The organism is Phascolarctobacterium faecium (assembly GCF_003945365.1).
Lineage (GTDB): Bacteria > Bacillota > Negativicutes > Acidaminococcales > Acidaminococcaceae > Phascolarctobacterium > Phascolarctobacterium faecium.
Genome location: NZ_AP019004.1, coordinates 930,635 through 955,972, shown reverse-complemented (window position 1 = coordinate 955,972; position 25,338 = coordinate 930,635). Strand labels below are relative to the sequence as shown.

23 protein-coding genes are annotated in these 25,338 nt (G+C 42.5%); all 23 read right to left on the bottom strand.

Annotation, left to right across the window (positions count from 1 at the left end; all coding sequences use genetic code 11):
* Positions 1-15: 15 nt before the first annotated feature.
* On the bottom strand, positions 16-1,272 hold the full coding sequence (locus PFJ30894_RS04635) for a glutamate-5-semialdehyde dehydrogenase (RefSeq protein WP_125669158.1): 1,257 nt from the start codon (positions 1,270-1,272) through the stop codon (positions 16-18).
* Between the two features lie 12 nt (positions 1,273-1,284).
* Positions 1,285-2,418, bottom strand: a complete 1,134-nt coding sequence (gene proB / locus PFJ30894_RS04630; protein ID WP_021717287.1) for a glutamate 5-kinase — start codon at positions 2,416-2,418, stop codon at positions 1,285-1,287.
* A gap of 25 nt (positions 2,419-2,443) precedes the next feature.
* The gene (gene obgE / locus PFJ30894_RS04625; protein WP_021717286.1) at positions 2,444-3,715 is read right to left on the bottom strand and encodes a GTPase ObgE; all 1,272 of its coding nucleotides are present in this window, start codon (positions 3,713-3,715) and stop codon (positions 2,444-2,446) included.
* Between the two features lie 121 nt (positions 3,716-3,836).
* Positions 3,837-4,391 (bottom strand): SGNH/GDSL hydrolase family protein, encoded by a 555-nt coding sequence (locus PFJ30894_RS04620; protein WP_125669157.1) that lies wholly within the window; start codon positions 4,389-4,391, stop codon positions 3,837-3,839.
* Between the two features lie 335 nt (positions 4,392-4,726).
* Positions 4,727-5,329 (bottom strand): hypothetical protein, encoded by a 603-nt coding sequence (locus PFJ30894_RS04615; protein WP_125669156.1) that lies wholly within the window; start codon positions 5,327-5,329, stop codon positions 4,727-4,729.
* 83 nt (positions 5,330-5,412) lie between these two features.
* Positions 5,413-5,952: a DUF4125 family protein gene (locus PFJ30894_RS04610; RefSeq protein ID WP_021717283.1), complete on the bottom strand. Its 540-nt coding sequence runs from the start codon at positions 5,950-5,952 to the stop codon at positions 5,413-5,415.
* Between the two features lie 5 nt (positions 5,953-5,957).
* Positions 5,958-6,509: a DUF4125 family protein gene (locus PFJ30894_RS04605; protein WP_021717282.1), complete on the bottom strand. Its 552-nt coding sequence runs from the start codon at positions 6,507-6,509 to the stop codon at positions 5,958-5,960.
* Positions 6,502-7,167, bottom strand: a complete 666-nt coding sequence (locus tag PFJ30894_RS04600; protein WP_125669155.1) for an SGNH/GDSL hydrolase family protein — start codon at positions 7,165-7,167, stop codon at positions 6,502-6,504. Before PFJ30894_RS04600 ends, PFJ30894_RS04605 begins: the two co-directional genes overlap by 8 nt.
* Before the next feature lie 55 nt (positions 7,168-7,222).
* Positions 7,223-8,530, bottom strand: a complete 1,308-nt coding sequence (locus PFJ30894_RS04595; RefSeq protein WP_231997948.1) for an MFS transporter — start codon at positions 8,528-8,530, stop codon at positions 7,223-7,225.
* Positions 8,531-8,675: 145 nt separating this feature from the next.
* Positions 8,676-8,939, bottom strand: coding sequence for a 4-hydroxyphenylacetate decarboxylase small subunit (gene hpdC / locus PFJ30894_RS04590; protein ID WP_021717279.1), 264 nt, complete (start codon positions 8,937-8,939; stop codon positions 8,676-8,678).
* Positions 8,940-8,945: 6 nt separating this feature from the next.
* Complete coding sequence (gene hpdB, locus PFJ30894_RS04585) at positions 8,946-11,660, bottom strand: 4-hydroxyphenylacetate decarboxylase large subunit (protein ID WP_113077329.1); 2,715 nt, start codon at positions 11,658-11,660, stop codon at positions 8,946-8,948.
* A 274-nt stretch (positions 11,661-11,934) separates the two neighbouring features.
* Positions 11,935-12,915: a 4-hydroxyphenylacetate decarboxylase activase gene (gene hpdA / locus PFJ30894_RS04580; protein WP_125669153.1), complete on the bottom strand. Its 981-nt coding sequence runs from the start codon at positions 12,913-12,915 to the stop codon at positions 11,935-11,937.
* A gap of 152 nt (positions 12,916-13,067) precedes the next feature.
* Complete coding sequence (locus PFJ30894_RS04575; RefSeq protein WP_125669152.1) at positions 13,068-13,988, bottom strand: response regulator; 921 nt, start codon at positions 13,986-13,988, stop codon at positions 13,068-13,070.
* 16 nt (positions 13,989-14,004) lie between these two features.
* Positions 14,005-16,032, bottom strand: a complete 2,028-nt coding sequence (locus tag PFJ30894_RS04570) for an ATP-binding protein (RefSeq protein ID WP_125669151.1) — start codon at positions 16,030-16,032, stop codon at positions 14,005-14,007.
* 23 nt (positions 16,033-16,055) lie between these two features.
* Positions 16,056-16,778, bottom strand: a complete 723-nt coding sequence (locus tag PFJ30894_RS12030; RefSeq protein ID WP_269461230.1) for a LuxR family transcriptional regulator — start codon at positions 16,776-16,778, stop codon at positions 16,056-16,058.
* A 519-nt stretch (positions 16,779-17,297) separates the two neighbouring features.
* Positions 17,298-17,591 carry a 50S ribosomal protein L27 gene (gene rpmA, locus PFJ30894_RS04560; protein WP_021717272.1) on the bottom strand — a complete coding sequence of 98 codons (294 nt, stop codon included), beginning with the start codon at positions 17,589-17,591 and terminating at the stop codon, positions 17,298-17,300.
* Between the two features lie 6 nt (positions 17,592-17,597).
* Positions 17,598-17,924, bottom strand: a complete 327-nt coding sequence (locus PFJ30894_RS04555; RefSeq protein ID WP_021717271.1) for a ribosomal-processing cysteine protease Prp — start codon at positions 17,922-17,924, stop codon at positions 17,598-17,600.
* A gap of 5 nt (positions 17,925-17,929) precedes the next feature.
* Positions 17,930-18,241 (bottom strand): 50S ribosomal protein L21, encoded by a 312-nt coding sequence (gene rplU, locus PFJ30894_RS04550; RefSeq protein ID WP_021717270.1) that lies wholly within the window; start codon positions 18,239-18,241, stop codon positions 17,930-17,932.
* A 124-nt stretch (positions 18,242-18,365) separates the two neighbouring features.
* Positions 18,366-19,781 carry an Rne/Rng family ribonuclease gene (locus tag PFJ30894_RS04545; RefSeq protein ID WP_125669149.1) on the bottom strand — a complete coding sequence of 472 codons (1,416 nt, stop codon included), beginning with the start codon at positions 19,779-19,781 and terminating at the stop codon, positions 18,366-18,368.
* A gap of 26 nt (positions 19,782-19,807) precedes the next feature.
* Complete coding sequence (locus PFJ30894_RS04540) at positions 19,808-20,512, bottom strand: TIGR03936 family radical SAM-associated protein (RefSeq protein WP_125669148.1); 705 nt, start codon at positions 20,510-20,512, stop codon at positions 19,808-19,810.
* Complete coding sequence (locus PFJ30894_RS04535) at positions 20,509-22,371, bottom strand: TIGR03960 family B12-binding radical SAM protein (RefSeq protein WP_125669147.1); 1,863 nt, start codon at positions 22,369-22,371, stop codon at positions 20,509-20,511. The genes PFJ30894_RS04540 and PFJ30894_RS04535 overlap by 4 nt, the downstream gene beginning before the upstream one ends.
* Before the next feature lie 12 nt (positions 22,372-22,383).
* Positions 22,384-23,490 (bottom strand): rod shape-determining protein RodA, encoded by a 1,107-nt coding sequence (gene rodA, locus PFJ30894_RS04530; protein ID WP_125669146.1) that lies wholly within the window; start codon positions 23,488-23,490, stop codon positions 22,384-22,386.
* Positions 23,491-23,515: 25 nt separating this feature from the next.
* Complete coding sequence (gene mrdA, locus PFJ30894_RS04525) at positions 23,516-25,327, bottom strand: penicillin-binding protein 2 (protein WP_231997946.1); 1,812 nt, start codon at positions 25,325-25,327, stop codon at positions 23,516-23,518.
* Positions 25,328-25,338 lie beyond the last annotated feature (11 nt).

Sequence of the window (25,338 nt, the reverse complement as noted above, 5' to 3'; positions counted from 1 at the left end):
CTTTTAGTTTAAAAATCAACCACGTATTTGTCCGTCGCCGCTGATAAGATATTTGCTGCTGGTTAGCTCCGGCAAAGCCATTGGTCCGCGTGCATGCAGTTTTTGTGTACTGATGCCAATTTCAGCGCCGAACCCGAATTCAAAGCCGTCTGTAAAACGTGTTGAAGCATTAACATAAACTGCAGCAGCATCGACACGCTGCTGGAACGTGCGGGCATGGTTATAGTCACTGGTGACGATACATTCAGAATGTTTAGTCCCATATTTAGCAATATGTGCAAGAGCCGCTTCCAATCCGCTTACTATTTTTACTGATAAACGCAGATCTCCGTACTCTGTGGCCCAGTCTGCTTCTGTAGCTGCCTGGATTCGTTTATCAAAAACCTGCGTCTTACCACAGCCGATAATAGTGACGCCGGCGGCAAAATATTCTGTCAGCATCTGCGGCAAAAATTCAGCAGCAGCGTCTTCATGCACCAGTAATGTTTCCATAGCATTGCAAACTGCCGGACGCTGTACTTTAGCATTGATCGCAATCGCACGCGCCATATCATAGTCTGCACCTGCATCCACATAAGTATGACAGACACCGATGCCTGTTTCGATGACAGGAACCGTTGCATTCTGTACCACTGCCTGAATAAGTCCAGCACCGCCGCGGGGAATAACTACGTCGACCAGTCCGTTCATTTTTATTAAATCAGTTACTGCCTGGCGATCACTGCTGTCAACGAACTGTATTGCTCCAGCAGGGATACCTGCCGCCTCTGCCGCTTGCGTAAGTATGCCGGCAATGACAATATTAGACTGCAGCGCTTCGCTGCCGCCCTTCAAAATAACCGCATTACCTGATTTTACGCACAAACCGATCGCATCAGCCGTAACATTCGGACGGGCTTCATAAATAATCCCGATAACGCCAAGAGGAACACGTACCTTAGTCACAGTTAAACCGTTAGGCAGCCTGCGCCCGTCTAAAACGTTACCGACAGGATCTTCAAGCTGCGCTACCTGACGCAGACCTTCAGCCATAGCGTTGATACGTACCTGGGAAAGCGCCAATCTGTCTAACATCGATTCTTTCATATTATTAGCACGGCCGGCTTCCATGTCTTTGGCATTAGCCGCCAAAATTTCCGCAGCCCCTGCTTCAAGCGCGTCTGCCATCGCCAACAGAGCTTTATTTTTGATCACGGTAGAAGTTACTGCCAGTTCACCGGCCGCACGATGTGCCGCTTCGGCTTTAGTACGCACCATTTCATAAGTTGTCATGTCAGATACCTCCTAACCTAAAATAACCAGATCATCACGATGAATAACCTCATCGTAATTTTTATGGCCTATTTTATCTTCTATTTCCGAAGTTTTTGCACCTTTGATCTGCTCCAGCTCGGCTGAAGAATAGTGACTTAACCCGCGAGCCAGTTCGTGCCCTGCCATATCGACAACGCTGACGGTATTTCCCGCTTCAAACTGTCCTTCAACTGCCGTGATTCCTGCCGGTAAAATACTGCAGCCACCGGCTTTACGCACGGCCTTGGCACAGCCTTCGTCAATAACAAGTTTGCCCATGATACGGGCTCCAAAAGCCAGCCAGCGTTTACGAAACTGCAGCCTGTTCTCTTTCGAAACAAAAACTGTACCTATATTTTCACCTTGCAAAATACGGGCTATGGCATATTTTTCATCACCGCGGGCAATTGCCAGATGGATACCTGAACTGGTAGCGGCTTTAGCCGCCTGGATCTTGGTAAACATCCCTCCTGTACCCAAGCTGCTGCCAACACCACCGGCACTGGCCTCAATTTCAGGAGTAATATCACTGACGATACTCACTAGTTTCGCATCGGGATGTGTCTGTGGGTTTGCGGTATATAATCCGTCCACATCAGAAAGGATAACTACCAGATCAGCATCGACGATGCCGGCAACCAGAGCCGACATATTGTCATTATCGCCTATTTTCAATTCATCTAAAGCTACAACGTCATTTTCATTGACAATAGGAATTACCCGGTTTTTCAGCAGCTCCATAAAGGTATTGCGGGAATTTGTATAGCGGTGCCTGTCCAAAGATTCTGTTTTAGTAAGCAGCACCTGCGCTACGATCTGTCCATATTCGGCAAAAAGCTTCTCATAGGTGTGCATTAAAATACCCTGCCCCACAGCAGCAGCAGCCTGCTTACCGGGAATAGTCTTTGGTTTTTCGGACAGCCCCAGACGGTCTACCCCTACAGCAACGGCACCGGAAGTAACAAGGATCATTTCTTTACCCTGATTCTGTAAGTCGGCAAGTTCCCGGGCCAGTCGGTCTATCTGTTCAAAATTACGTTTACCGTTAGCGTAAGTTATGGTACTGGTACCAACTTTCACTACGATACGTTTAGCTTCTTTAAGTGCAGAGCGGTCAAAAGTCATCCAGCTCAATCCCCTCGTTAAAATCTTAGTATTCTTTGAATTCAAATACCATATCGCGGATACGTACGGTTTGACCTTCCTGAATACCTTTTTCTTTTAAAGCCGCATCAATCCCCAGGCTTTTCCAAATCAGCTGGAAACGATACAAAGCTTCGTCATTATCAAAATTGGTCATAGCTACCAAACGCTCGATATTTTTCCCTTTTACTTCAAAATCAGCATCCGCACAAGCCGTGATCTCAAAACTGTCCGGGTCTATTTCATCCATAATGATATTCTCTTCTTCGTCCGGTTCCGGTTCAAAGTTCTGCAGCATCTCATAAGCCTTATACATCAGTTCCTGCAGACCTTCGCCGGTAGCCGCCGAAGCCTTAACGATTTCATAGCCTTTAGCTTCAACATATTCTTTAACACGCTGGAAATTTTCCTGGCCTTCCGGCAAATCCATTTTGTTGGCAACTACCAGCTGCTTGCGGCGTCCTAAACGTTCACTGTATTGAGACAGCTCAAAATTGATTTTTTCAAAATCCTCAATAGGATCACGTCCGTCGGTACCGGAAACATCCAAAACATGCAGCAGTACTTTTGTACGTTCTACATGACGCAGAAAGTCATGCCCCAAGCCAACACCTTCATGCGCTCCCTCGATAAGTCCGGGAATATCAGCAAGAACAAAGCTGCGTTCAGCATCGATACGCACCACTCCTAAAACAGGGGTCAATGTAGTAAAATGATAAGCGGCAATTTCAGGCCTTGCAGCCGAAACCTGTGCAATGATACTGGATTTACCGACACTCGGATAACCTACCAGGCCAACGTCAGCCAGAAGCTTCAACTCCAGCTTTATCCAGCGCAGCTCGCCCGGTTCACCTTTTTCTGCAAAAGTCGGTGCTCTGTTGGTACTTGTAACATAGCAGGCATTGCCTTTACCACCACGGCCGCCTTTAGCAATAACATATTCCTGTCCGTCCTCAGTTAAATCAGCCAGGCGCACACCGGTAGCATCATCGCGCACTAAAGTTCCAAGAGGTACTTTTACGATCACATCATCGGCACGTGGGCCTGTACAGTTGGAATTACCGCCGTGTCCGCCACGTTTGGCAACAAATTTTCTTTTGTAACGAAAATCTATTAAAGTATTGAGATTTTTATCAGCTTTTAAAATCACGTCGCCGCCGCGACCGCCATTCCCACCGTTCGGACCGCCTTTTTCAACAAATTTTTCGCGTCTGAAGCTGCTGCGGCCGTCGCCGCCGGCACCTGCTTCGACATATATTCTCGCTCGATCAATAAACATGATATTCTCCTCTATCTTCAATAATTAAATATTCAGCATAAATGTCTCGTTAAATTTAACGCCTGCCTACTTATCTATTTCTTTATTATAATACAAAAAGGCCGGTGAAAGCAAAGTTTCTTTATTTACTATTATCTTTTTCCAGCCAGTTTTTAAGCAGCGGCGCGGCATATGTTCCCATCGCCCTGTAAACGGCTGCCGTCGGGTGTACGCCATCCAGATAAGCATCCTTCAGTTCTGCAGCAGTCAGTCCAACAGCAGGCTGCAGATCCAGCAGCAATGTCCGCTCTGCAAAACGTGCGCTTATTACATCCCGCAGCGGTAAAATATATTCGTTTAACCTGCTTTCCGCCGTTACAAGCGGCAAAACAATACCCAAATCAAAGTTTTTACTCTGACAATATCTCAAGGTTTTATCCAAATCTTCCAGAATAAATTTCTGCGGACGCATTTGAATGATATCATTAGCTCCTCCCAGAAACAAAATATGTTTAATATGAGCCGGTAAAAACATAGTTTGCAGGCGAAATAAAATATCATCTGTACAATCACCGCATACTCCATAATTTAAGAATTTATCTCCAGTGACTTTTTCAGCTTCAGCAAGCCACGATGTACGCGGGCCAAAAGGGAAACCATAAATCAAAGAATCACCAAAACATGCCACTGTCTGCATTTTTTCACCACCTGCCAATTCTTAATGGCATTTTATCAAGCCTTCTCGTAAAAAGCAAAATATTTTTTTGAGGTTTAGCTTGAAAAACTTTTAGCCCTAATATAATTATGTAATTATATTAAACAGATTATGTAATCATTGTAAGATGCAAACCCTATTACAATACTGTATTATATAGACAAGGCAAAAGCATTAAATGCAATTACCTCCTCCCTTCTCTCTCAATTATTTTCATCCTTTCAACCTCAAAAAGCGGTTGCGACTACGGTGGTGCGAGTCGCAGCCGTTTTTTTGTTTTATAAATAAAAGGTTCCGTACTTAACGTACGGAACCTTTTATTTATTTTGTGCATTGGTATTTACCAGTATAGCATCTTTAAACTGTAAATTTTTGACAGTCGTTTCTAAAAATGTTTTTTCGTCCGCTGTCAAAGCCCGTTCTTTACTCATTATCATCAGATAAATCAAATTACCATTCTTAAGGGTGGCATAAATCTGTCCGTCATATTTCTGCCCTACGCTGTCAGCTATATAGCTGCTGAATTTAATAAAATACATCTTCCCATTCTGCAGCTCACCTGCGACTACCGGCTCCTGCCAACCGCTGTTTTGCAGATTTTCCGCAAAATAGTCCTTCATCACTCCGCCAGGTCTATAATTCAGGTCGGGCAATTCTTTTGTCAATTTACTGCTTTCCACCATAACATGCATTGTCATCGATTTATTAACAGGGGCACTTATTGAAAGCTGCGCGACCTGAACCCCAAGTTCGTCATTTGGATCGGTCGGCCTTTCCACAACTGTTACTGCATACTGTTCAGGCAAGCTGACAATACAACCACCATCAGTCACTTCATATGTTCTTTCAGCAGCGCAGGCAACCCCTATTGAAAGTATAAAACTCAAACTCATCAATAATAAAATTTTCCGCAGCATCATACCACTCCGTTCTTAAGTGTTCTGTTTACCATTATAACAGAAAGTAAGGTTCTTTGTATAAACAAAAAACCTTACTGAAAACTTTATTTTAATGAATCTTCCACATCACGCAATCTTCCCTTACCAATATTCTGATACAGATTATCATAACGTTCTTCTGCTAAATTTCGTCCTTCTTCCATAGCTTTTTTTATATCTTCAAAATACGAATTTACTGCAGCAGGTGACCATGTCTGCAATTCACATAACGCATACTTTCTAAAAAGTTCCGCATTAGCCCGTTCTCTTTTAACAGCATGTGGATATTTAAAGGCTAATTCATTCATCCACTTTTCTTCTATATCAACGATCCTTTCGATCTGTGGATTGTCCCGCAGGGTTGGTATCTGATCACCAATCAAAGCATATTTTTCAGTCATAACATTACGTCCGTCTTTTTTCGCTGTTTCCAAATCGCACAGCCACAAAGCAACTGTTTTATCCGATAAAACAGAATATGTCATACGGCGCATTTCCTTAAATGCAGGTATGGTATTAGCAGGAACAGCTTCTTCCGCATTGACACTCATAAACATTTCGGTCTCCAAATCAATGATCCGCTGCATGATCTCATTTCTCTGCATATTTTTCACTCCTTTACGGCAGCACGCTTTTGTGCTAAAGCTTCAACTTCCTCCAAATCTTTAAATCCTAAATTACCATACAGATATTGGTAACGTTCTTCAACTAAATTACGTTTTTGTGTCGCGGCTAAAAAGATATCACGATAATATAAATTTAAAGTTGCATCAGAATACGTTTCCAATTCGCAAACTGCGTATGTAGTAAAGCCGCCTTCAACAGCTATTGTCAAAGGATATTTTTTATGTACTTCAGAAAGCCATTCTCTTTCGATATCTACTATTTTGTAAATCAGTTCATTTTCATTTAACGATGGTATCAAATTTTCCATACGGGCATATTTTTCTGTCATTAAGTTACGCCCTGCCGCTGCTGCCGTTTCCAGGTCCTGTAAATACGATGTCAGTGTATCAGCCGCTAAAACCGAATGGCTCATTTCACGCATCAGATAAAAAGTTTTCAGCATTTCCTGGCAATCAGCTGGTTCACTGGCTTTAACAGCGATAAACATCGCTGCTTCACGGGCGATAATCTTTTCCAAAAGCTGTTTTCTATCCATTTACAACACCGTCCTCAAATAAGCTTATCTGCTGCAGTAACAATCGTGCCAGTAAATTTGCCGCTTCTCTGGTAGGATGGATACCATCACTGCCAAAAATACATTTCACATCCAGACTTTTTATCCTGTCATACCAGTCCAGTAGATTAACGCTTTTACCAAGCGTTAATCTTGTCAGCAGGTTATTATACAGAACGATCTTTTTTTCTAAACCTGCATGTTTTAACAGATGGACTTTCTCTACAGGAGGATTATTGATAACAATCACTTTGCTCCCTCTGCTCTTGGCAAAATTTAGAAAAAGCTGCAGATTATTTTTATATTCATCAGGCGTTACCCAAGGGTCACGACCGTATTGTTCAGAGTAAAGCGGCCAGATTTTTCTTCCTTCCGCCGGCCATAAATCTACCAGACCCAATTGTAATATCGTATAATCCGGGCGTAAAAATTCTATTTCATTGGCCTCGCCTTTTATAAGACTTAAGCTTGTATTAGCATGGCGGCAGCGATTTACCAGACATACATCCTCGGTAAAATTTGCGCTGAGCATCCTGCGCAGCTGCTCGGGATATGTTCCTGCGTAATCGAGTTCTACATTAAAGCTGTTTTTTGCATATCGCGGTAAACCGTAGCTGTCGCCAATTACCAATACTTTCATATTTCCAGCCCCTAAACAAATATTTTCTAAATACAGTACTGTTTTAAAATCTTATTTATTCTGTATAGTCTTCGTTTTCTTCTAAAACTACACCCTGTTGATCAGGCACTTTTATTTTCAGCGGTAAAATAAAAGCTATAATCGCCGAAAGAACAAAAGAACAGAGAGCAAATTTGATAGAAGCAATAAAGTTACCGGTAGTATCGGCAAGATATCCGCCCATAAAGCTGCCCAGCGCCGGTCCTATACCCATAACAATCAGGGTGGCAAGCCCCCACAATTTGCCCAGACTGACGCGCCCATAGATAGCACCGGCATAGCCAACGACGCCACCCGGTTCAATTGCCCAATAAACTGCAAACAGTACGCAGATCAAAGCACCCAAAGTGGTAGACTGCGGTCCCATTGTCATAAGCAGCAAACAAGCTACTGCGCCTACAGCCGGGCCGAAAATAAGCATTGTTTTTCTGGCTTTGATCTCATTTTTCATCGCTACAACTAATTTATCAGATACGATACCCAAAAGCGGCATCGTAAAGATACCGGCGATACCAATGATGATATAAAGGTTAGTTGCATTATCTAAAGTCATTTTCAAATCTTTGGTCCAATAGGTAACGACCTGAGTCCAAATCAAAAATTCAGCAACCATACTGGTCAAAAATGCCAGAATCGAACCCCAAATCGGAAACGTGCTAAAAGCCTCTCCAATTTTCCAGGGATACTCTTGTTGGGCTGCCGTGCCTTTAGCAGGTGGAACTTCGCCAAAAGCATGTAAGCCATACTGTTCCGGGTTCTTTTTTGCCAGTAATGCCGCCAGTAAAAGTGCTACGAGCGAAATCCAACCCAAAATTGTCATTGCATCACGCCATTGTCCTGCATTTTCGACCAGCATCGGTTTCACGCCCAAACTGAGTACGATTTGCGCCATTGGGGCACCGGCAAAAGCAATACCCCACATTTTGGCATAATATTTTCCAACGAACCATTTACGAATGGAAATGGTAGATGATACCCACAGCATACCTGTTCCGATACCGGCAAAAATAGCATAAGCCGCATAATAAGAATATAAAGATTCAACCTTCGCTGTCAGATAAAAGCCCAGCATACAAAAAACTGCGGCAATAGTATAAACAGGTTTTGTACCCCATTTATCCAAAATCATACCGCTAAAGAACGCTGTAATGGCATAAATGCTCATCATCAGCGAATAGCCTAACGATACCTGTGCCCCGGTCCAACCCATCGTCTGCGACATTGGCCCGGCCAGGATAGCAAAAGTAGAGCGGTAACCAAACAGGCAAAATACTGCCAGCCACGCAGCAACGACTACAAAATAAGAGTTTTTTTTCGCATCCATATAAACCATCCCTTCGTCTCAAAAATCTATAAAAGATTATGAGTTAATAGTAATTACAAATTTCAGCTCCATTTTGAAAAGAGGCGGATGCAGGCTCCTGCATCCGCCAACTTACTTTAGTTAAGGAGGAAGTATTGTAATAGACTTATTTACTTGTAAACTGTTCGCAATATACGGCTTTCAAATCACCGTAAGTCCAGTCTTTTTTCTTAAAGCCATCGCAGATACCAATGTTGTTTTCGTCAGCTTCTATAAAGCATTTGCAGCATTTACATTTAGCAATAGGCGTAAACATCGGACAGGTTTCGCTGTCAATAAGGATAATACTGTCGTTATTGGCATGGCAGATACCTTTAGCAACGTCAATAGGGGTAAAATTACGGCAATCAGCATGATTATTTTTAGCCATTGTGACTCACACTCCTTCGTATTCGGTTCTTGCAACAACTTCGTCTTGGATCGGTTTACCGATTTCTACCCAGTATTGAGTAAAGCCGGCTACACGTACCAACAAATCACGATAGTTATTAGGATGTTTTTGAGCATCTTTCAAAACTTTAGAATCGACGATATTAAATTGAATATGGAAGCCGCCTTTTCTCATGTAAGAACGGGTCAGATCCAACAATTTCTTAGAACCTTCGATACCTTTTACTGCATTCGGATGCAGTTTCAGGTTCATCTGTGAGTTTTGAGATCTGCTGTGATCCCAGCAAGTAGCGGATTCAAATAATGCATAGGCACCATTGCGGTCAGTACCAGGATATGCAGACATAGAAGCGTCAGCAAAAGTAGTACCGGAAAGACGCCCGTCAGCAGATGCAAGTGTTGCTGCACCTTGCGGAGCATGGGTAGATACAGACATCTGGCAAACATAGAACGGCTTAGCGTACAAGGATTCATATTTATCGCCGCAGCCACAGTACCAGTCTTCAAATTCAGCCAGAATTCCATCGACTTCAGGAATATCGTTGCCATATTTAAAGGATCTCAGGCAATCTGCGTGGATCTGATCGTAACGTCCGTCATCATCATCACGTTTTTCCTGAGCTTCAAGCGAGAAACTGCCAATTTCATCAGCATTTTTGAAGCCAAAGTTATTAATAAGCGCATCTGTAAGTTCTTCCAGAGTATATTTCTTATCTTCAAACACCAATTTTTTAATGTTGTACAAAGAATTGACCATATTGATAGTGCCTGTGTCTTCAATGTTATAAGTAGCATTGTAGCGGTAGCCCATATTGCCAATATGCTGGCCTTTTGCCAGGCAGTCAGGTTTCAGGAAGGAATTTACCAGCGACATGTTATGTTTACGCCATACATCATGCTGAATATTATTGGTAGTTACAAGGCAATCGATGACGATATCATAATATTCAAGGAATTGTTCATACAATTCTTCATAAGTTTTGAATGTTTTGTTATGAGGTGGCAGAACCTGCAAATCAATACGCCTGTCATAGCCATTGGTAAGAACCATTTCCAAAACTTTCGGATTGGAAATAAAATGTACACCTACGGAAGTCGGCTGGCCTGCGCCGCCCGGGATCCAATATTTCTTGCCATTCAATTCCAGTTCTTTCCAAATACCAGGCGAAGTTTCCAAACAGCCGCCGATCGAGAAGGCACGGGCATCTTCCAGGTTCATACCTTCCGGCCCGTAATTTTTCATGATAAATTCGATACCGCCGCGGTTATTCATCCAGGCCGGATAACCGGTACCGCTCTTTTCGCACTCTACAGCTTTCAACAGAAATTCTTCCGGCAATTTATCATCATACAGTACTGACAGTGTCGGTTGTGTGGTCTGACAAGTCATACCAGCTTCCAGCAGCAGCATTTCCAGTCTGTTGGCAGCCGGCTGACCGTCACGGGTCAAACCTCCCAGGCAGACATTATTGAAAGTATTGCCGGAAAGTACGCCGCCAACAACACCCATTGAAGCAAAACAATCAATACAGGTCATTTTTACACGGTAGCATTCTAAAAGTTCCAATACCTCAGCTTCAGTGATACGTCCGGCTTCCATATCCTGCTCAAACCATGGCCATAATACCTGTCCAATACGTCCGGGCGACATACCTGAAATAGCATCTTCATTAACAGAAGCCATATGGACCATATAAATCATTTGCAGAGCCTCACGGAAATTACGTGGTTGTTTATGAGCGATATGCTCCATGATCTCAGCTATCTCTTCATATTCTTTCTTTTGTTTAGCATTTTTCTCAGTTGCAGCCAAACGTTTGGCTTCATCAGCATAATGCAGATGCCATGTTTGGATACCTTCCAAAACAAGTTTGACCGCTTCGTAGAAATACAGCCTGCTCATACCGATAATGCCATCACCGTCAGGACGTCCTGCAGTTTCTGCAATACCTTCTTCACACATTTTGATCAAACCGTCATAACCATATTGCAGCGGATAGAAATAATTGATTACTTCACGGCCCTGCGGCAGTGTATAGCCGGAATCAAACATACAAATCAGGCTGCGCATAACAGCTTCTTTAATCGGATATTCCGGAACCATTTGTTCATAACGATGACCAACATCATCCACAGATTTGCCAACCCACTCACGAGCCAGTTTAGTTAAAACACGAACTTCGTCTTTGCGGATACCATATTTACCGGCAATGGAAACAACGTTACCAAAACTTTCAGTTACGTTGCCGCCACCAGCGCCATAAGCACTGACCTGGTCAGCACTGGCAGAACCGGAAGCTAAAGCGGCCTGGTACAGTTCGTCTTCCTTCGCCATAAAGAATCCTTCAGATAACCACGGCATCGGGAAAGAACCACGATAGTACTGGGTCTTAGCACCAACAAGCAACTCACCTGGATAAATACTGGGAGTCAAATGCTCGAAGCCCGCCTTTAATGCTCTGCCGCGGCGCACTTCCATAATGTCACCCTCATTAGCCTGAAATACACGGTTATACCAATAGGGAAATTCGCAGGTTACAGAAGACAATGTCTGCAGATAAATATCTTTCAACTTAGCAGCTCTTTCTGTAGCACCTTCTTTTACTTCGCGGTCAACCATCTCTTTCGGCGCTTCACCGCCAGCTTGGAGATTCAAGGACATACCTTGCTCTTCCAATACGTCAACGAGTTTTCTTGCCATAATAAATCCTCCTTTTTTACATAAAATTCACTATAAGACCTGCAGCATTTTTAGAAGCAGTCATCCATTCAGTATTCACGCTTGCTGCATCCTTAGGTTGCCTTAAGTGTACTATGCGAAAAATCTTAAGTATTGAGCCGCCAGTAGGAGTTGTAAGTCTGAAAAAATCAAACGCTGATACACCTCAGGTACTAGCAGGTCCTAAACACAAAAACAGCGGCAGCACACTGGTCCAAGCAAAACCAATGCGCTGCCGCTGTTTTATTGAGGAATTTTAAAATGGGGTGTCAGAACCAACATAGGCTTTGATGCCTAAATCAAGCAGCACCTTCTGCAAAGCTTCTAATTTTTCAGGATGCGTAGCTTCATACATACTGTAAGGATAAACCATACCACAAGACTTCCATTTTGAATCGCCAAGACGATGGAATGGCAGAAGATTGAATTCCGTTAAACCAACACTGTGCATAAACTCTGCAATGGCCGCCATATTTTCTTTACTGTCATTAAAGCCTTCGATAACAGGCGATCTCAAGACCAGTCTTCCCGACCAATCTGATTGTGCCAATGCCGCGATATTTGCTAAAATAAGTTCATTTGGAACTCCGGTTTTCTCTTTATGCTTATCAGAATCCATATGCTTCAGATCATTAAATGCAAAATCAACATATTTCATAGTTGTCAAATAGGTTTCCTGAGGGAAAAATCCGCTCGTTTCAATCGCTGTATGGATATAAGCATTACGGCACTCCTTCAGTACCGCCTGCAAAAAATCTTTTTGATACATAGGATCGCCGCCGCTGAAAGTAGCCCCACCTTTACCAGACCAGTAATGCCTGTCACGGTCAAAAATTTTCATCAGTTCGGAAACCTTCATATCTCTGGAAGCCGGGACAAAAGCTTCCTGTAAACAAGCATCCACACATTCATGACTTTCACAATGTCTGCACTTTTCCCAGTCTATTGCCAGGGGTATTTCTTTTTCATCGCTGATAGAGATTGCCTGATGCGGGCATTTTGGGATGCACCGGGTACAGTCTTGAGTCCTGTTGATGCATTTCATTACCCTAAATAAAGTCCGTACACGATTCTCTAAACCTTCCGGATTCGCACACCATTCGCAGCGCAGCGGACATCCTGATAAAAATACCAGCGTACGGCAACCGGGACCGTCATGTACAGAATAAGACTGGATATCAAAAATACGACCTGACAAATCCTGTTGAACACCTATAGGGGATAATGATCTTGCCATAAAAATCTTCCTCTCTGCCAAAAGCTTTGCGTATCATTACTTTCTGTTTCGATTGTACAATATTTCCCAGCTGACTTCTTGAGCCTTAGGCCGTATTATTAAATACAAAAAAGCCATAGGACTAATACTTTAGTCCTATGGCTTCATACCAATTATTTATCTTTTAAACTTTTCATAAACAATTCATCATTGACGATTTGCTCCAATAATCTTACCACATCATCCGGGTAGGCATATTGGCTGCATTCCTGCCGCAGTTTTAACAATGCTTTGTTATCATCGCCGTTTTCACTTACTAAAATACTGCCATAGCGGTCTAAAACAAAACTGATACCGGCCAGCTTTTCTAAATGGTATTCATTAATTTTTCTCTGCAGGGTTTCATCAACACCGTTCAAATAGCCGCGAATATACAGCAACAGTGGTTTAACCCATTTGTCCATTTTCAGCGGCTCTAAAAAAGTCATTTCATCCTCGGGGACAGTCCCCTTCTGTTTACATAAAGTAGCGATGATATCCTGTATCCGTACCAGCAGCAGTCCCTGCTCAGTTTCATTTTTAGATAGATTGAGATAGTCACACAGCTTACGGCAATAATGAAATTTGCGGTCAGCAACAACCACAGCTTCCGAGGATAAACACTGTTTCAGCAAAACATTCAGGCTCTCAATAACTGTGCCTCTGCTTTCCATTTCATCAAACATGCTTTTTTTACCAAATAAACTGTCTAAAATAGCATGCAGTTCATTGTAGTCTACAGGTTTTACCAAAAATTGGTCAGCGCCTATTTTATAGCCATGAATCCTGTCCGCAATATCATTAAGAACAGTAATCATTACCACGGGGATATGCTGCGTTTTTGTATTTTCTTTTAATTCCCTGCAAACTTCATATCCACTCATTCCCGGCAGCATGACATCAAGCAGGATAATATCCGGCAGATATCGTTCAGCTAAACTGATAGCATCTTTCCCCTGCTGGGCAGTAACAGTTTCATAGCCCCAGCTTTCAACAAAATCTTTAAACAAGTCCAGGTTTTTAATATTATCATCCACTATCAAAACAGTTTTCATTTACGCACCTCACCTTTCACTGTTTCTTCATTCCCTGCTGCAGCGGAATCAAAAAAATTACTTCCGTTCCTTCACCTAAAGCACTTTTTAAATAGACATATCCACCATGCATCTCAACCATCTTTTTTACCAGTGGCAGACCCAGTCCTGTACCTTCGTATTCACGGGTATAAGAACTGTCGACCTGTTCAAATTCCACAAATACTTTTTTCTGATCCTGCTCGGCTATACCTATACCATTATCGCGCACAATAAATTCGGCAACATCTTCACGCTTATAAACATAGATTTCTATCTGCCCGCCAGTTCCGGTAAACTTTACTGCATTTGATAACAGATTATATAAAATCTGTTTTAGCTTGGCCGCATCAGCTTCGATCATAAAATCATCAGGTTCAAATTTCAACTTTACTTTTAACTGTTTACTTGTCACATAACTTTTCACGTTTTCCACAGTCTGCAAAACAATTTCTTTCAAATAAAATTCGCTGTAATTAAGAGTCATTTTCCCGCTGGCGATCTTGGATATATCCAGAATATCATTGATCAGCTGCAGCAGATGAGTACTGCTGCTGAAAATATTAGCTACATATTTTTTCTGTTTCTGATTCAGTTCACCTAATATATCGTCCTTTAAAATTTCAGAAGAACCGATTATAGCATTTAGCGGAGTTCTCAATTCATGACTGATATTCGCCATAAACTGGGATTTCGCCACATCTACTTTCTTCAGCTCATTCAATGCCTCCTGTAAATATTTAGTTCTTTCCGCAACATTAAGTTCAAGCTGCTCATTGTTTTTTTGCAGTTCAAACGCCAGTTGCTTCTGTTGCTGATGCTCACATTCCAATTGCTCTAAATACAGTTTGCTCTCCTGTTTCCTAAGTTCTAACTGAGTTGTAAACTTTTCAAACATCTCCTGCAGCATAGCACCTTCGTCATCCTTTTTCCCATTAAGTATTGCTTTGTTACCAAAATTCTTTTCATAATAATCTCTAGTCAAATCGGTAACATGCACAATCGGACAGCTTATTTTTTCAGCCAGCAGCTGCCCTAAAATAAGCATGGCCCACAGACATAAGAAAAAAAGACCTAAGACATACTTATAATTATTACTGACAATTCCCGAAAATTTTTCTTCTGGGATGCCAATTCCTACAACAGCGATTGGTTCATCAGCACTGTTAAAAATTTTCTGATCTAAAAAAACATGTATTTCATCATCGACATCCACTTTTCCAAAATACTGTTTATCGTCTTCCAAATATTTACCTGTTTCATGCGGGGCCCTGCTGCCGACAAAATTACTTTTAGTATCAGTCTGAATATTCGAGGCAATCCTTATCCCGTCAATGGAAAAAGCCAGAAATGAATTATCCAGATTTCTGCTGTAGCGCTCAGCAAAGTAGTTATCATTATTAAGTACATCACATAATACAATAGCTCCGATAACGTCGTTATCAGCAGATTTATCTCTGATCGGTACTACAACTATACCCATCAGAGCTTTATGCAGATACTCCTGCGCCCCCGGAGACTGGTTAAGTATTTTGATCGAAAAATTGTCATATTCAAATGAATCTTTAGTAAACAGTTCTTCAAGCCCGACAACTTCTTCTGATACATGCGTTTTCCCAAACAGCATGCTGCTGGCAGCCAGGATTTTAACAGCACTGCCATCTGGATATAACAGATAGGGAGAACTGCTTGCCAATATACGGTTCTCTCGATCTACAATAACTACATAGTCAAGATAATTAAAATTACGTTTTAAATTATTTAAAGCCATAGCAAGTCTGTTTCTATCATCATACATGGCTTTATTAATATCTGAATCACCTGCGAAAAGCAATCCTGCTTTTCTCATCTCGTCCATCCTGTTTTCCATATCATTACGAACAGTTTTCATCGCAACCTGTAAATAGTTGCGTTCATTCTCCTGGATCTGTCTGTCAAAAAAATGCTGCGTTGAAAGTACTAATAAAAGCATGGGTACCAATAGCAAAACCAAAACAAAAATACTCAGTTTTTTCTTTATGCTCATCTTCTTTGCCCCATTCGATTTTATTACGCATTAGGTACTATCCTGCAATACTCCAAAATCAACTGCATCCGATCTTTAATATCAAGTTTGCTCAGGATATTGCTGACATGTGTTTTTATGGTTTTTTCACTGATAAAAAGCTGTTCTGCAATCTGTTTATTACTCAATCCCTGACAGATAAGCATTGCCACTTCTGCTTCACGCCTGCTCAAAATACCGTTAAAAACATTTAGATCAGCTTCAGTTTTTTCCGCCCCAATATTTTCAACAACATTTAAATCAAAATTTACCAGAGCCATTGTCTGCACCAGCAATTCCCCTATCCGCTGCAGCTTACGCTGAGGCATTAAGGGTATATTATAACGTTCTATAATTTCCTGAGGCACTGTCTGCGCCTCTGTAGCAATGCCACCGCCGTAGGCAATAGCAACCAGCTTGTTATTATAATAAACAGGGCACATAAAATACGTTAACCCCAAATAACACGTAAACAATTTTATCTGCTGAGTTTTTTTGAGAAAACACATTGATTTTTCTTTTTCCTGCTGACAGCGTTTTTTATTATTTTGAATTATCTGGTGACAAAGAAGACTTGAGTTTGACCACACTGTTAATGGAGTGCCTTCTAAATCAAAAAAGCATAAACTGATATTATCAACACGGGCAAAAGAATCCTGAAAGGTTTGTAATTTTTCCTTCCCAATAAATTTCAACCACTCCTGTGAAGAAAAAGTGTTGCGCATCATTTTCATCTCCTTAAGTACAACATCAAAACAACTATACGGCAGTGTAAAATGATTATATCGTTTCAATTGCCTTTTTACAACAAAACAAATATAATCTCAAAGAATTCCAAATACTTATATTGCATATTTATTCCTTTAATATCACTTACAAATATTTGCATACTTGGCACTAAAAAATCTTTAAAAGCATCCATATACCAACCATGTGAATATTTTCGGCTTATACTTATATTTTAATAGAAGTCTCTATCTGCAAATAGACTGCCAAAGTTAGAATTATGGTATTTATTTTACTCCTTAGGGATGATTATAGAAACAAACACCAGGCTATATTACAACCAAAGATGTATAAAATTACTCCTGAAGTTGTAATATTCGAGCATAATTTAAGAAATATTTGCTAAGTAAAAATAAAAACCACCCGTTTTACGGGTGGTTTTTACAAATACTGCCATACTTATCTGCTGCTATTTTTTTAATAAAAAAGCACTCACATAAGTGAGTGCTTTTAATTTTAAATTACATTGCTGCTTCTTCTACCGGATAAACACTGATTTGACGTTTGTCGCGGCCTTTACGTTCAAATTTAACACGGCCTTCGATAGTAGCGTAAATAGTGTAATCCTTACCCATACCAACATTGTTGCCGGGATGGAATCTGGTACCACGTTGGCGTACGATAATGCTGCCGGCAGTTACCAATTGGCTTTCGTGAGCTTTAGTGCCCAAACGTTGAGCATTGGAATCACGACCATTGTGAGAGCTACCGGTACCTTTTTTATGAGCATGCAATTGCAGGATCAGTTTAAACATTGCGATTCACCTCCTGTATGTATGAATGCGAACGTACTTCGGATACTGCTCTGCTACTCCCAGCAAACCATATTCCATAGTTGCCAGAATAGCCTGAGTCAATTCATTCGGAGTATTATTCAAGTTTACTTCTAAAATACCGTCTTCTTCATCTACGTGATAGGACGGCTGACATTTCAAATGCTGTTCCAAGCCAAGGATTGGCGTCTGCGTCAAAACAGAGACCGCTCCACAGACGATATCTTCGCCTGCTGCTGCAAAGCCTGCGTGACCGCTGACCTTATAGCCTGTTATCAAGCCCTGTTCGTTCTTAAATAAATCTACTGTTATCATCGCTGTTAGGCTTCGATTTTAGAGATTTCAACTTTAGTGAACGGTTGACGATGACCCTGGCGTTTGCGGTAGTTGGATTTTGCTTTATATTTGAAAACAAAAATCTTTTCAGCTTTGCCATGTTCAACAACTTTAGCAGTTACTTTAGCGCCGTCAACAACGGGTTTACCGATTTTAACATCGCTGTCAGCAACAACGGTCAAAACTTCGTCAAAAACAACTTCACTGCCAGCTTCAACGTCCAATTTTTCAATGTTCAGAACGTCGCCTTCGCTAACGCGGTATTGCTTACCGCCGGTTTTAATGATTGCGTACATCTATTTGCACCTCCCTTATGATAGACTCGCCAAATTCGGTACTCTAAAGAGTTTACGGAACCTCTCTGCGCGGTTGGGGACAGACTTAATCAGTCTATACTCAAGTATTTTATTACAAGCAGCGTTATTTGTCAACACCGGTATTGTCTAAAATCGAAAAGGTTTCTATATGCAGACCAGTATCTGCTTCGACGTTAATCTTACAGGCCAGTTCACGCTCCCACTGCCGCAGGTCTTTAGCCCGCAGCCATTCTACCATCCAGGGATTAGCAGAGATCAAAATACTGCGTGATGCACATGGTTTAGCAAGTAATGTCCGCAGACGCCGTTTTATTTCCAAAGCGATTGTTTCGCGTGATTGTACTCTGCCGCCGCCCTGGCAGATAGGACAGGGTGCATACAGGACCGTTGAAAGATTCTGCCGAGCTTTTTTCCTCGTGATTTCAACTAAATTCAAAACCGTAATATCCTGAACACGCGGCTTCATTTTATCACTAGACAGTGCCTGCTGCAGCACCTGCAGTATTTCCTGCTGATGCTCCTGCGTATGCATATCAATGAAATCTACAACTATAATACCGCCAATATCCCGAAGTCTAAGCTGTCTGGCGATCTCGACTGCCGCTTCACGGTTGATCTGCATAATAGTTTCTTCCAAATTTTCACGGCCGCTGTAACGGCCGCTGTTGACGTCAATAACGGTCATAGCTTCTGTATAATCGATCACCAGATAGCCGCCGCAGCTTAAGTCTATCCGTCTGTCAGAAATAGTATCTATTTCTTCCCTCAGTCCATAGTAAGCAAAAACGTCTTCCTGATTTTCATGCAGCAGAACCCGGCCTGTTGTACCGCCCGGCATATTCTTCAGTAACTCGCAGACACGTCCATATACTGCTTTGTCATCCAGAATAATTTGTGAAACATCATTTGTCAGATAATCACGTACGATACGTACTGATAAGTCTAATTCTCGATACAAGGTTGCAGGAGCTTTTTCTACTTTACCGCGTGCTTCAATGACACGCCAGTTAGCACACAAATGCCTGATATCCTCCAGCAACGCTTCCTCACTGGCACCAATAGCCGCCGTACGAATGACGATTCCCATACCATCAGGCTTTGCTTCCTCAACAATAGCTTTTAAACGGGTTCGTTCCTCTTTATTCTCTATTTTATGTGACACGCCAATATAATCCGCCAGTGGTAAAAGCACCACATAGCGCCCAGGCAACGTCAGCTCGCGCGTTGCAGAAGGTCCTTTGCTGCCCCTGGCATCTTTCGTTATCTGAACTAATATGGACTTACCTTCAGTAATATCATTACTTTCACCCAGATAAAGAAAGGCATTCTGCTGTAAACCAATATCAATAAAAGCCGCCTGGATACCGGGAACAACATTATTCACCCGGCCTTTAAAAATATTGCCGACAAGATGTTTTTCACTGCTGCGTTCTACTAAATATTCCATCAGACGGCCATTTTCAGTCAGTCCCATACGTGTTTCTTCTGCCGTAGCACTGATAATAATTTTGGTTTCCATACAAAAGCCCCTCCTTTCCTTAACTATTAAATAGCCTCGTCCATATGTTCCAGCATCGGCAGCCGGCTGCCATCAGCAGCTGCACGGTACAGATCCAGCCTGGTAATATCTGCCTTTTCAACAGGCAGCTGCATTCCAAAATGCTGATTCAGGGTATTTAACAGATCTGCTGCTTTCATACTGCCATTAGGTGTGATACGACAGGAAAATTTTAAAGTCAGCACATCATTTTTCTGACTGGCACATATTTCCGGTATATAAAATTTTACATCGATTTCTTTGATTTTGTTTTTAAGCTTTGGCGCTGCCTTGGCGTAAATAACACTTGGCGACGCGTTAAAAGCAGCTACGGCCTCAATATACTCACCTGAATAGGGAAGCTCAACAACATAATCGGCTCCGCCGGCGGAAGCCATCAGTGCCGGCGCGTTGTTCGCAGTTACATCTGCGGCCATAATCCGAATGCCGCGAGGCAGAGCCGCAGTCATTTTCTGTACAGCCTCGTGTACTTCCATCGGCTCGGCCAGTTCTATCTCTACAAATTCAGCCATACTGACAACGCCGACACCGAGCGCTGATGCCAGTGAAAACTTTAAATGCGGATTAAAGCCTTCTGAATAAGCGGCAGGTAATTTAGCTCGTCGGATAGCTCTTTCAATAGTCCGCACATATTCTAAATGGGAAATAAAACGTATTTCTTTCTCCTTAGTTATCTGCATCCTTAATTTCATACTAAGCCCTGCTCTTTCCAGTCGATTATTTTTACTCCCAGTTTTTGGCAAACACCACAGCCGGTGCAGACACCGTGACGGCAGTCATGTGTCAATTCTTCTGCCAGGGCTTTTTCATATTCCCTGCGCAGAAAACCGCGTGCTACAGCCGGCTGAATATGTTCCCAGGGGAATAATTCATCGGCTCCGCGTTCGCGGCCTATATAGAATTCTTTATTCAAGCCTGCGTCCTGCAGGGCTTCCAGCCAGCGGTCATAAGAAAAATGTTCACTCCAGCCGTCAAATTTAGCGCCGCGCTGCCAGGCCAGATATAAGGCTTTTCCTAAACGGCGGTCACCACGGGCAAAAACAGCTTCCATAACACTGGTCACAGAGTCATGATACTGGAAGGTGATGTTTTTTACTTTAAGCGCGTCTTTCAATAAAAACTGTTTACGCCGTAGTTCTGCTATATCATCCTGCGGTACCCATTGAAACGGAGTATAGGGTTTCGGCACAAAAGAAGAAGCACTGACGGTTACTTTTGCACCGCGCCGCCCCGTTACTTCCTGATATTTATATTGTACTGCCTTCGCCAGTTTAGCGATAGCCAGTACATCTTCATCAGTTTCACCAGGCAGGCCTATCATGAAATATAATTTTACTGACGACCAGCCTGACGCAAAAGCAGCACCAACCGCATTCATCAAATCTTCTTCTGTAACGCCTTTATTTATCACGTCACGCATTCTCTGACTGCCTGCTTCCGGTGCAAAAGTCAATCCGCTTTTCCGTACAGCCTGCACTTCTTTCGCCAGATCTACAGAAAAACTATCAATGCGCAGCGAGGGTAATGACACACTGACTTTTTCGTCTTTAAATTCTTCGATCATATCATGTATCATCGGCGCAAGACAAGAATAATCTGCCGTACTTAAAGATACCAGTGAAATCTCGTTATAACCGGTATTATCCACCAGTTGACGCGCCAGTTCCTTCAAAAGCTCCGGCCTGCGTTCACGCACAGGCCGATAAACCATACCTGCATGGCAAAAACGGCAGCCGCGGCTGCAGCCGCGAAAAACTTCCAGCATAATTCTGTCATGCACTATTTCTCCAAACGGCACGATCGGCGCTGCCGGATAATTGACCGTATTCATATCAGAAATAACTCGTTTTTCAACTGCTGCAGGCGCAGCATCACAGTTAGGAACAACTGCTGCTACCGTACCATCCTCATTATAAGCAACATCATAAAATGATGGTACATAAATGCCTTTGATCGCTACCGCACGCTGCAGGAAACCTTTCCGGCCAGCAGGCTTACCTTCACGTTTCCATTTTTTATAGGTATCCATCAGCTCGACCATAACTTCTTCACCTTCACCAACAACGGCAAGATCAAAAAAATCTGCCAGAGGTTCCGGATTATATACGCATGGTCCGCCAACAATAATAAAAGGATCTTTTTCTGTACGTTCCTCTGTTTTTACAGGTATCCGACCCAAATCAAGCATATTAAGAATATTTGTATAAGAAAGCTCATACTGCAAAGTAAAGCCTACAAAATCAAAATCCTGCAAGACCTTTTCCGTCTCCAAAGTTCGCAGCGGAATAGCATTAGCACGCATTTTTGCTTCCATATCTACCCAGGGTGCATAAACTCTTTCAGCAGCAATACCGTTTTCAAGGTTTAAAATATGATATAAAATTTTAAATCCCAGGTAACTCATCCCAACTTCGTAAATATCTGGAAAGGCCAGGGCAATACTTACTTCAGTTTCCTCCGAAGTTTTTACAATGCTGTTAAATTCTCCGCCTGTATATCGAGCAGGTTTCTGCACACTGCTGAATATATCGATAGTCAATTCTTTTTCCATGCTGTTCCTCCTCTAAAATTGCAGCTGCTGACGCCGCATATTGATGTTCAGCAGCAACCCGGCCAACAGCATATTCGTAGTCAGCGAGCTCACTCCATAACTCATAAACGGCAGCGGCACACCTGTAACTGGCATAATCCCAGCAGTCATTCCAATATTTACCAGTACATGGAACATAAACATAAAGGTAATGCCCACTGCCAGCAAGGTCCCAAAATCATCTTCGGCATTCAGTGCAATGGTCAAACCGCGCCAAATAACGATCAAATATAATAATAATATAATAATAATACCAATAAATCCAAATTCTTCGCCGGCGACAGCAAAGATAAAATCCGTATGATTCTCGGGCAGAAAGTTAAGTTGGCTCTGCGTACCCAAAAACCAGCCCTTGCCTGTCAAAAGGCCGGAACCAATAGCTATTTTTGATTGGATGACATGATAGCCGGCCCCAAAAGGGTCAAGCTCAGGATCTAAAAATACCCTGATCCTGTTTTTTTGATATTCTTTCAAAATATGCCATAATGCAGGCATTAAAGCAATAAGCGCGCCGCTCATATACATCAGCCATCTGACCTTAAAACCGCTGATGAGCAGCATCCCCAGCAAAATCGCCATAAAAACCAGCGACGTGCCCAAATCAGGCTGCTTCATAACCAATATAAAAGGTACAAAAACGTAAGCCAGCGCCGGTAAATAATCAGTAAAACTATCAAGTGTTTCCAATCTTTTATTTAAAAACGCCGCCAGACAGACAATCATTATTGCTTTTGAAAATTCAGAGGGCTGAATACTAAGAGGCCCGATCTGAATCCATCTTTGTGCGCCCAGCTGACTGTGTCCTAAAAACATTACCGCTAAAAGCAGGATAATATTAAAAACATATAAGGGGGTGGCAATATCTTTAAGCAGGCGATAGTCAAAGCGCAGCGAAAAAATAACCAGGGCCAAATCTATTGCTAAAAACAGACTTTGCCGTTCAACATGCCAGGCTTTACCTGTCGCTACGGCAAAGGAATGAGTAGCGCTGGCAATCAGACAAATACCTATTCCGACTAAACCCAAAATAGCTATAACCAGCCACCAGTCCAAATTACGAAAATATCTATTTTGCTGCATTTGCTATCCTTTCCGCAATTTCTGCTTACTTAACCGCTTGTGGCGGTATCAAACCTTCTTCTCTAAACCATTCTTCAAAAACTTTATATACAATCGGACCAGCTGAAGTGGAACCGAAACTGCCCTGCTCAACTACTGCTGCAACAACCAGTTCCGGAGCATCTGCAGGTCCATAGGCCACAAATAACCCATGATCACGTCCATGCGGATTTTCTGCCGTACCTGTTTTCGCTGCCATTGGCTTCGGCAGATCAGCAAAATAAGAAGCCGTTCCGCCAGGTTGTGCTACACCCATCAAACCCTGTTTGATCAGTTCGAGAGTTTTTTGTGATACTCCCAAAGCATACGGTTCCTGATGCTGACGCACTTCAAAAGTACTTCCGTCATTATTCAGCACTTTATCTACTAAATACGGTTGGTGATAAATACCGCCACCGGCAATACAGCTCATCATCACGGCCATCTGCAGAGGTGTTGCAAGGTCTATCCCCTGTCCGATAGAAGCGTTAAAAGTATCGCCCAGAGTCCAGTCCTCCCCTGTAAATATCTTGCGTTTATTTTCAGGTGTCGGAAGCAGCCCGGAAGCTTCTCCCTCAAGTTCAATACCTGTTTTTTTACCCATACCGAATTTGCGTGCAAAATTGACCAGATTATCGATTCCTAAGCGGTTGCCCATTTCATAAAAATATACATTATCCGACATACTTAAAGCCTGCTGGAAATTAATCCAGCCCAGAGCCTCTCCGCCGGCATTGCCCATGGGAACCAGCCAGTGCTGGCCGGAGTCAAAAATCAATTCTTCCGGCGTTACCTTGCCAAGCTCCAATGCCGCCGTACCTGTAATGATCTTAAACGTTGATCCCGGAGGATATTCGCCCGATATTACTTTGTTTCCCATAGGATAATTAGGATCGTTATTTATAACCTGCCAGTCCTTTTCCGATATCCCATTTACAAAAAGGTTAGGATTAAAAGCAGGTCTGCTTACCATCGCTCTTACCGCACCGCTGCGTGGATCAATCGCTACAATAGCCGCTGCTCTGGCATTAGGGGCAATACCGCTGGACCGCAGATATGCTAATTGCTCATCAACAGCTTTTTCCATAACTATCTGCAGTCCTCTATCAATGGTCAGCTGCAGGCTTTTACCTGGGATAGGATCACGCTGGCCCAGTTGTTTAACTACATTACCGGCAACATCAACTTCTTCATCAAAGCTGCCGTCTGTACCGCGGATCACTTTATCAAAAGTTTTTTCAATACCAAATTTACCAACGATACTACCGCCGGGCATCCCTTTATAGCTGCCTTCAGTAATATCATATTCACTGGCCTCGCCAACATATCCTAACGCGTGAACTGCCAGTTCTTTATACAAATAATTTCGGATCGGCTGTAATTCCAGCAAAACTCCAGGTAATTCCAGCCTGCGTTCTTCTATTTTTGTTACGATCTCAGGAGAAACATTACTTTTTAAGCGTGTTGGTTCATAACTGTTTTGATTAGCGGCAATACGCTTTCTTATTTGTTCTTCCGGCATATCTAATATTTCAGACAATGCTCCGATCACTTTTTCGTTATCACGCTGTCCCTGACGCTGCAGCGCCACAGCATAACCAGGCAGATTATTCACTAATTCCTGCCCTTTATAATCAAAAAAAAGGCCGCGCGGCGCAGTGATCTTTGTTCTGCGCAACCTGTTACCATCAGCCTGATTACCATAATAATCGCCTTTATAAAGCTGCAAATAGGCCATTCTGCCGAGCAAAATTAAAAATATGCATACTGCTGCTGCCAGCATAACTTCCAAGCGGCGCGCGTATCTTTTGTTCAGCACAATTTGACCTC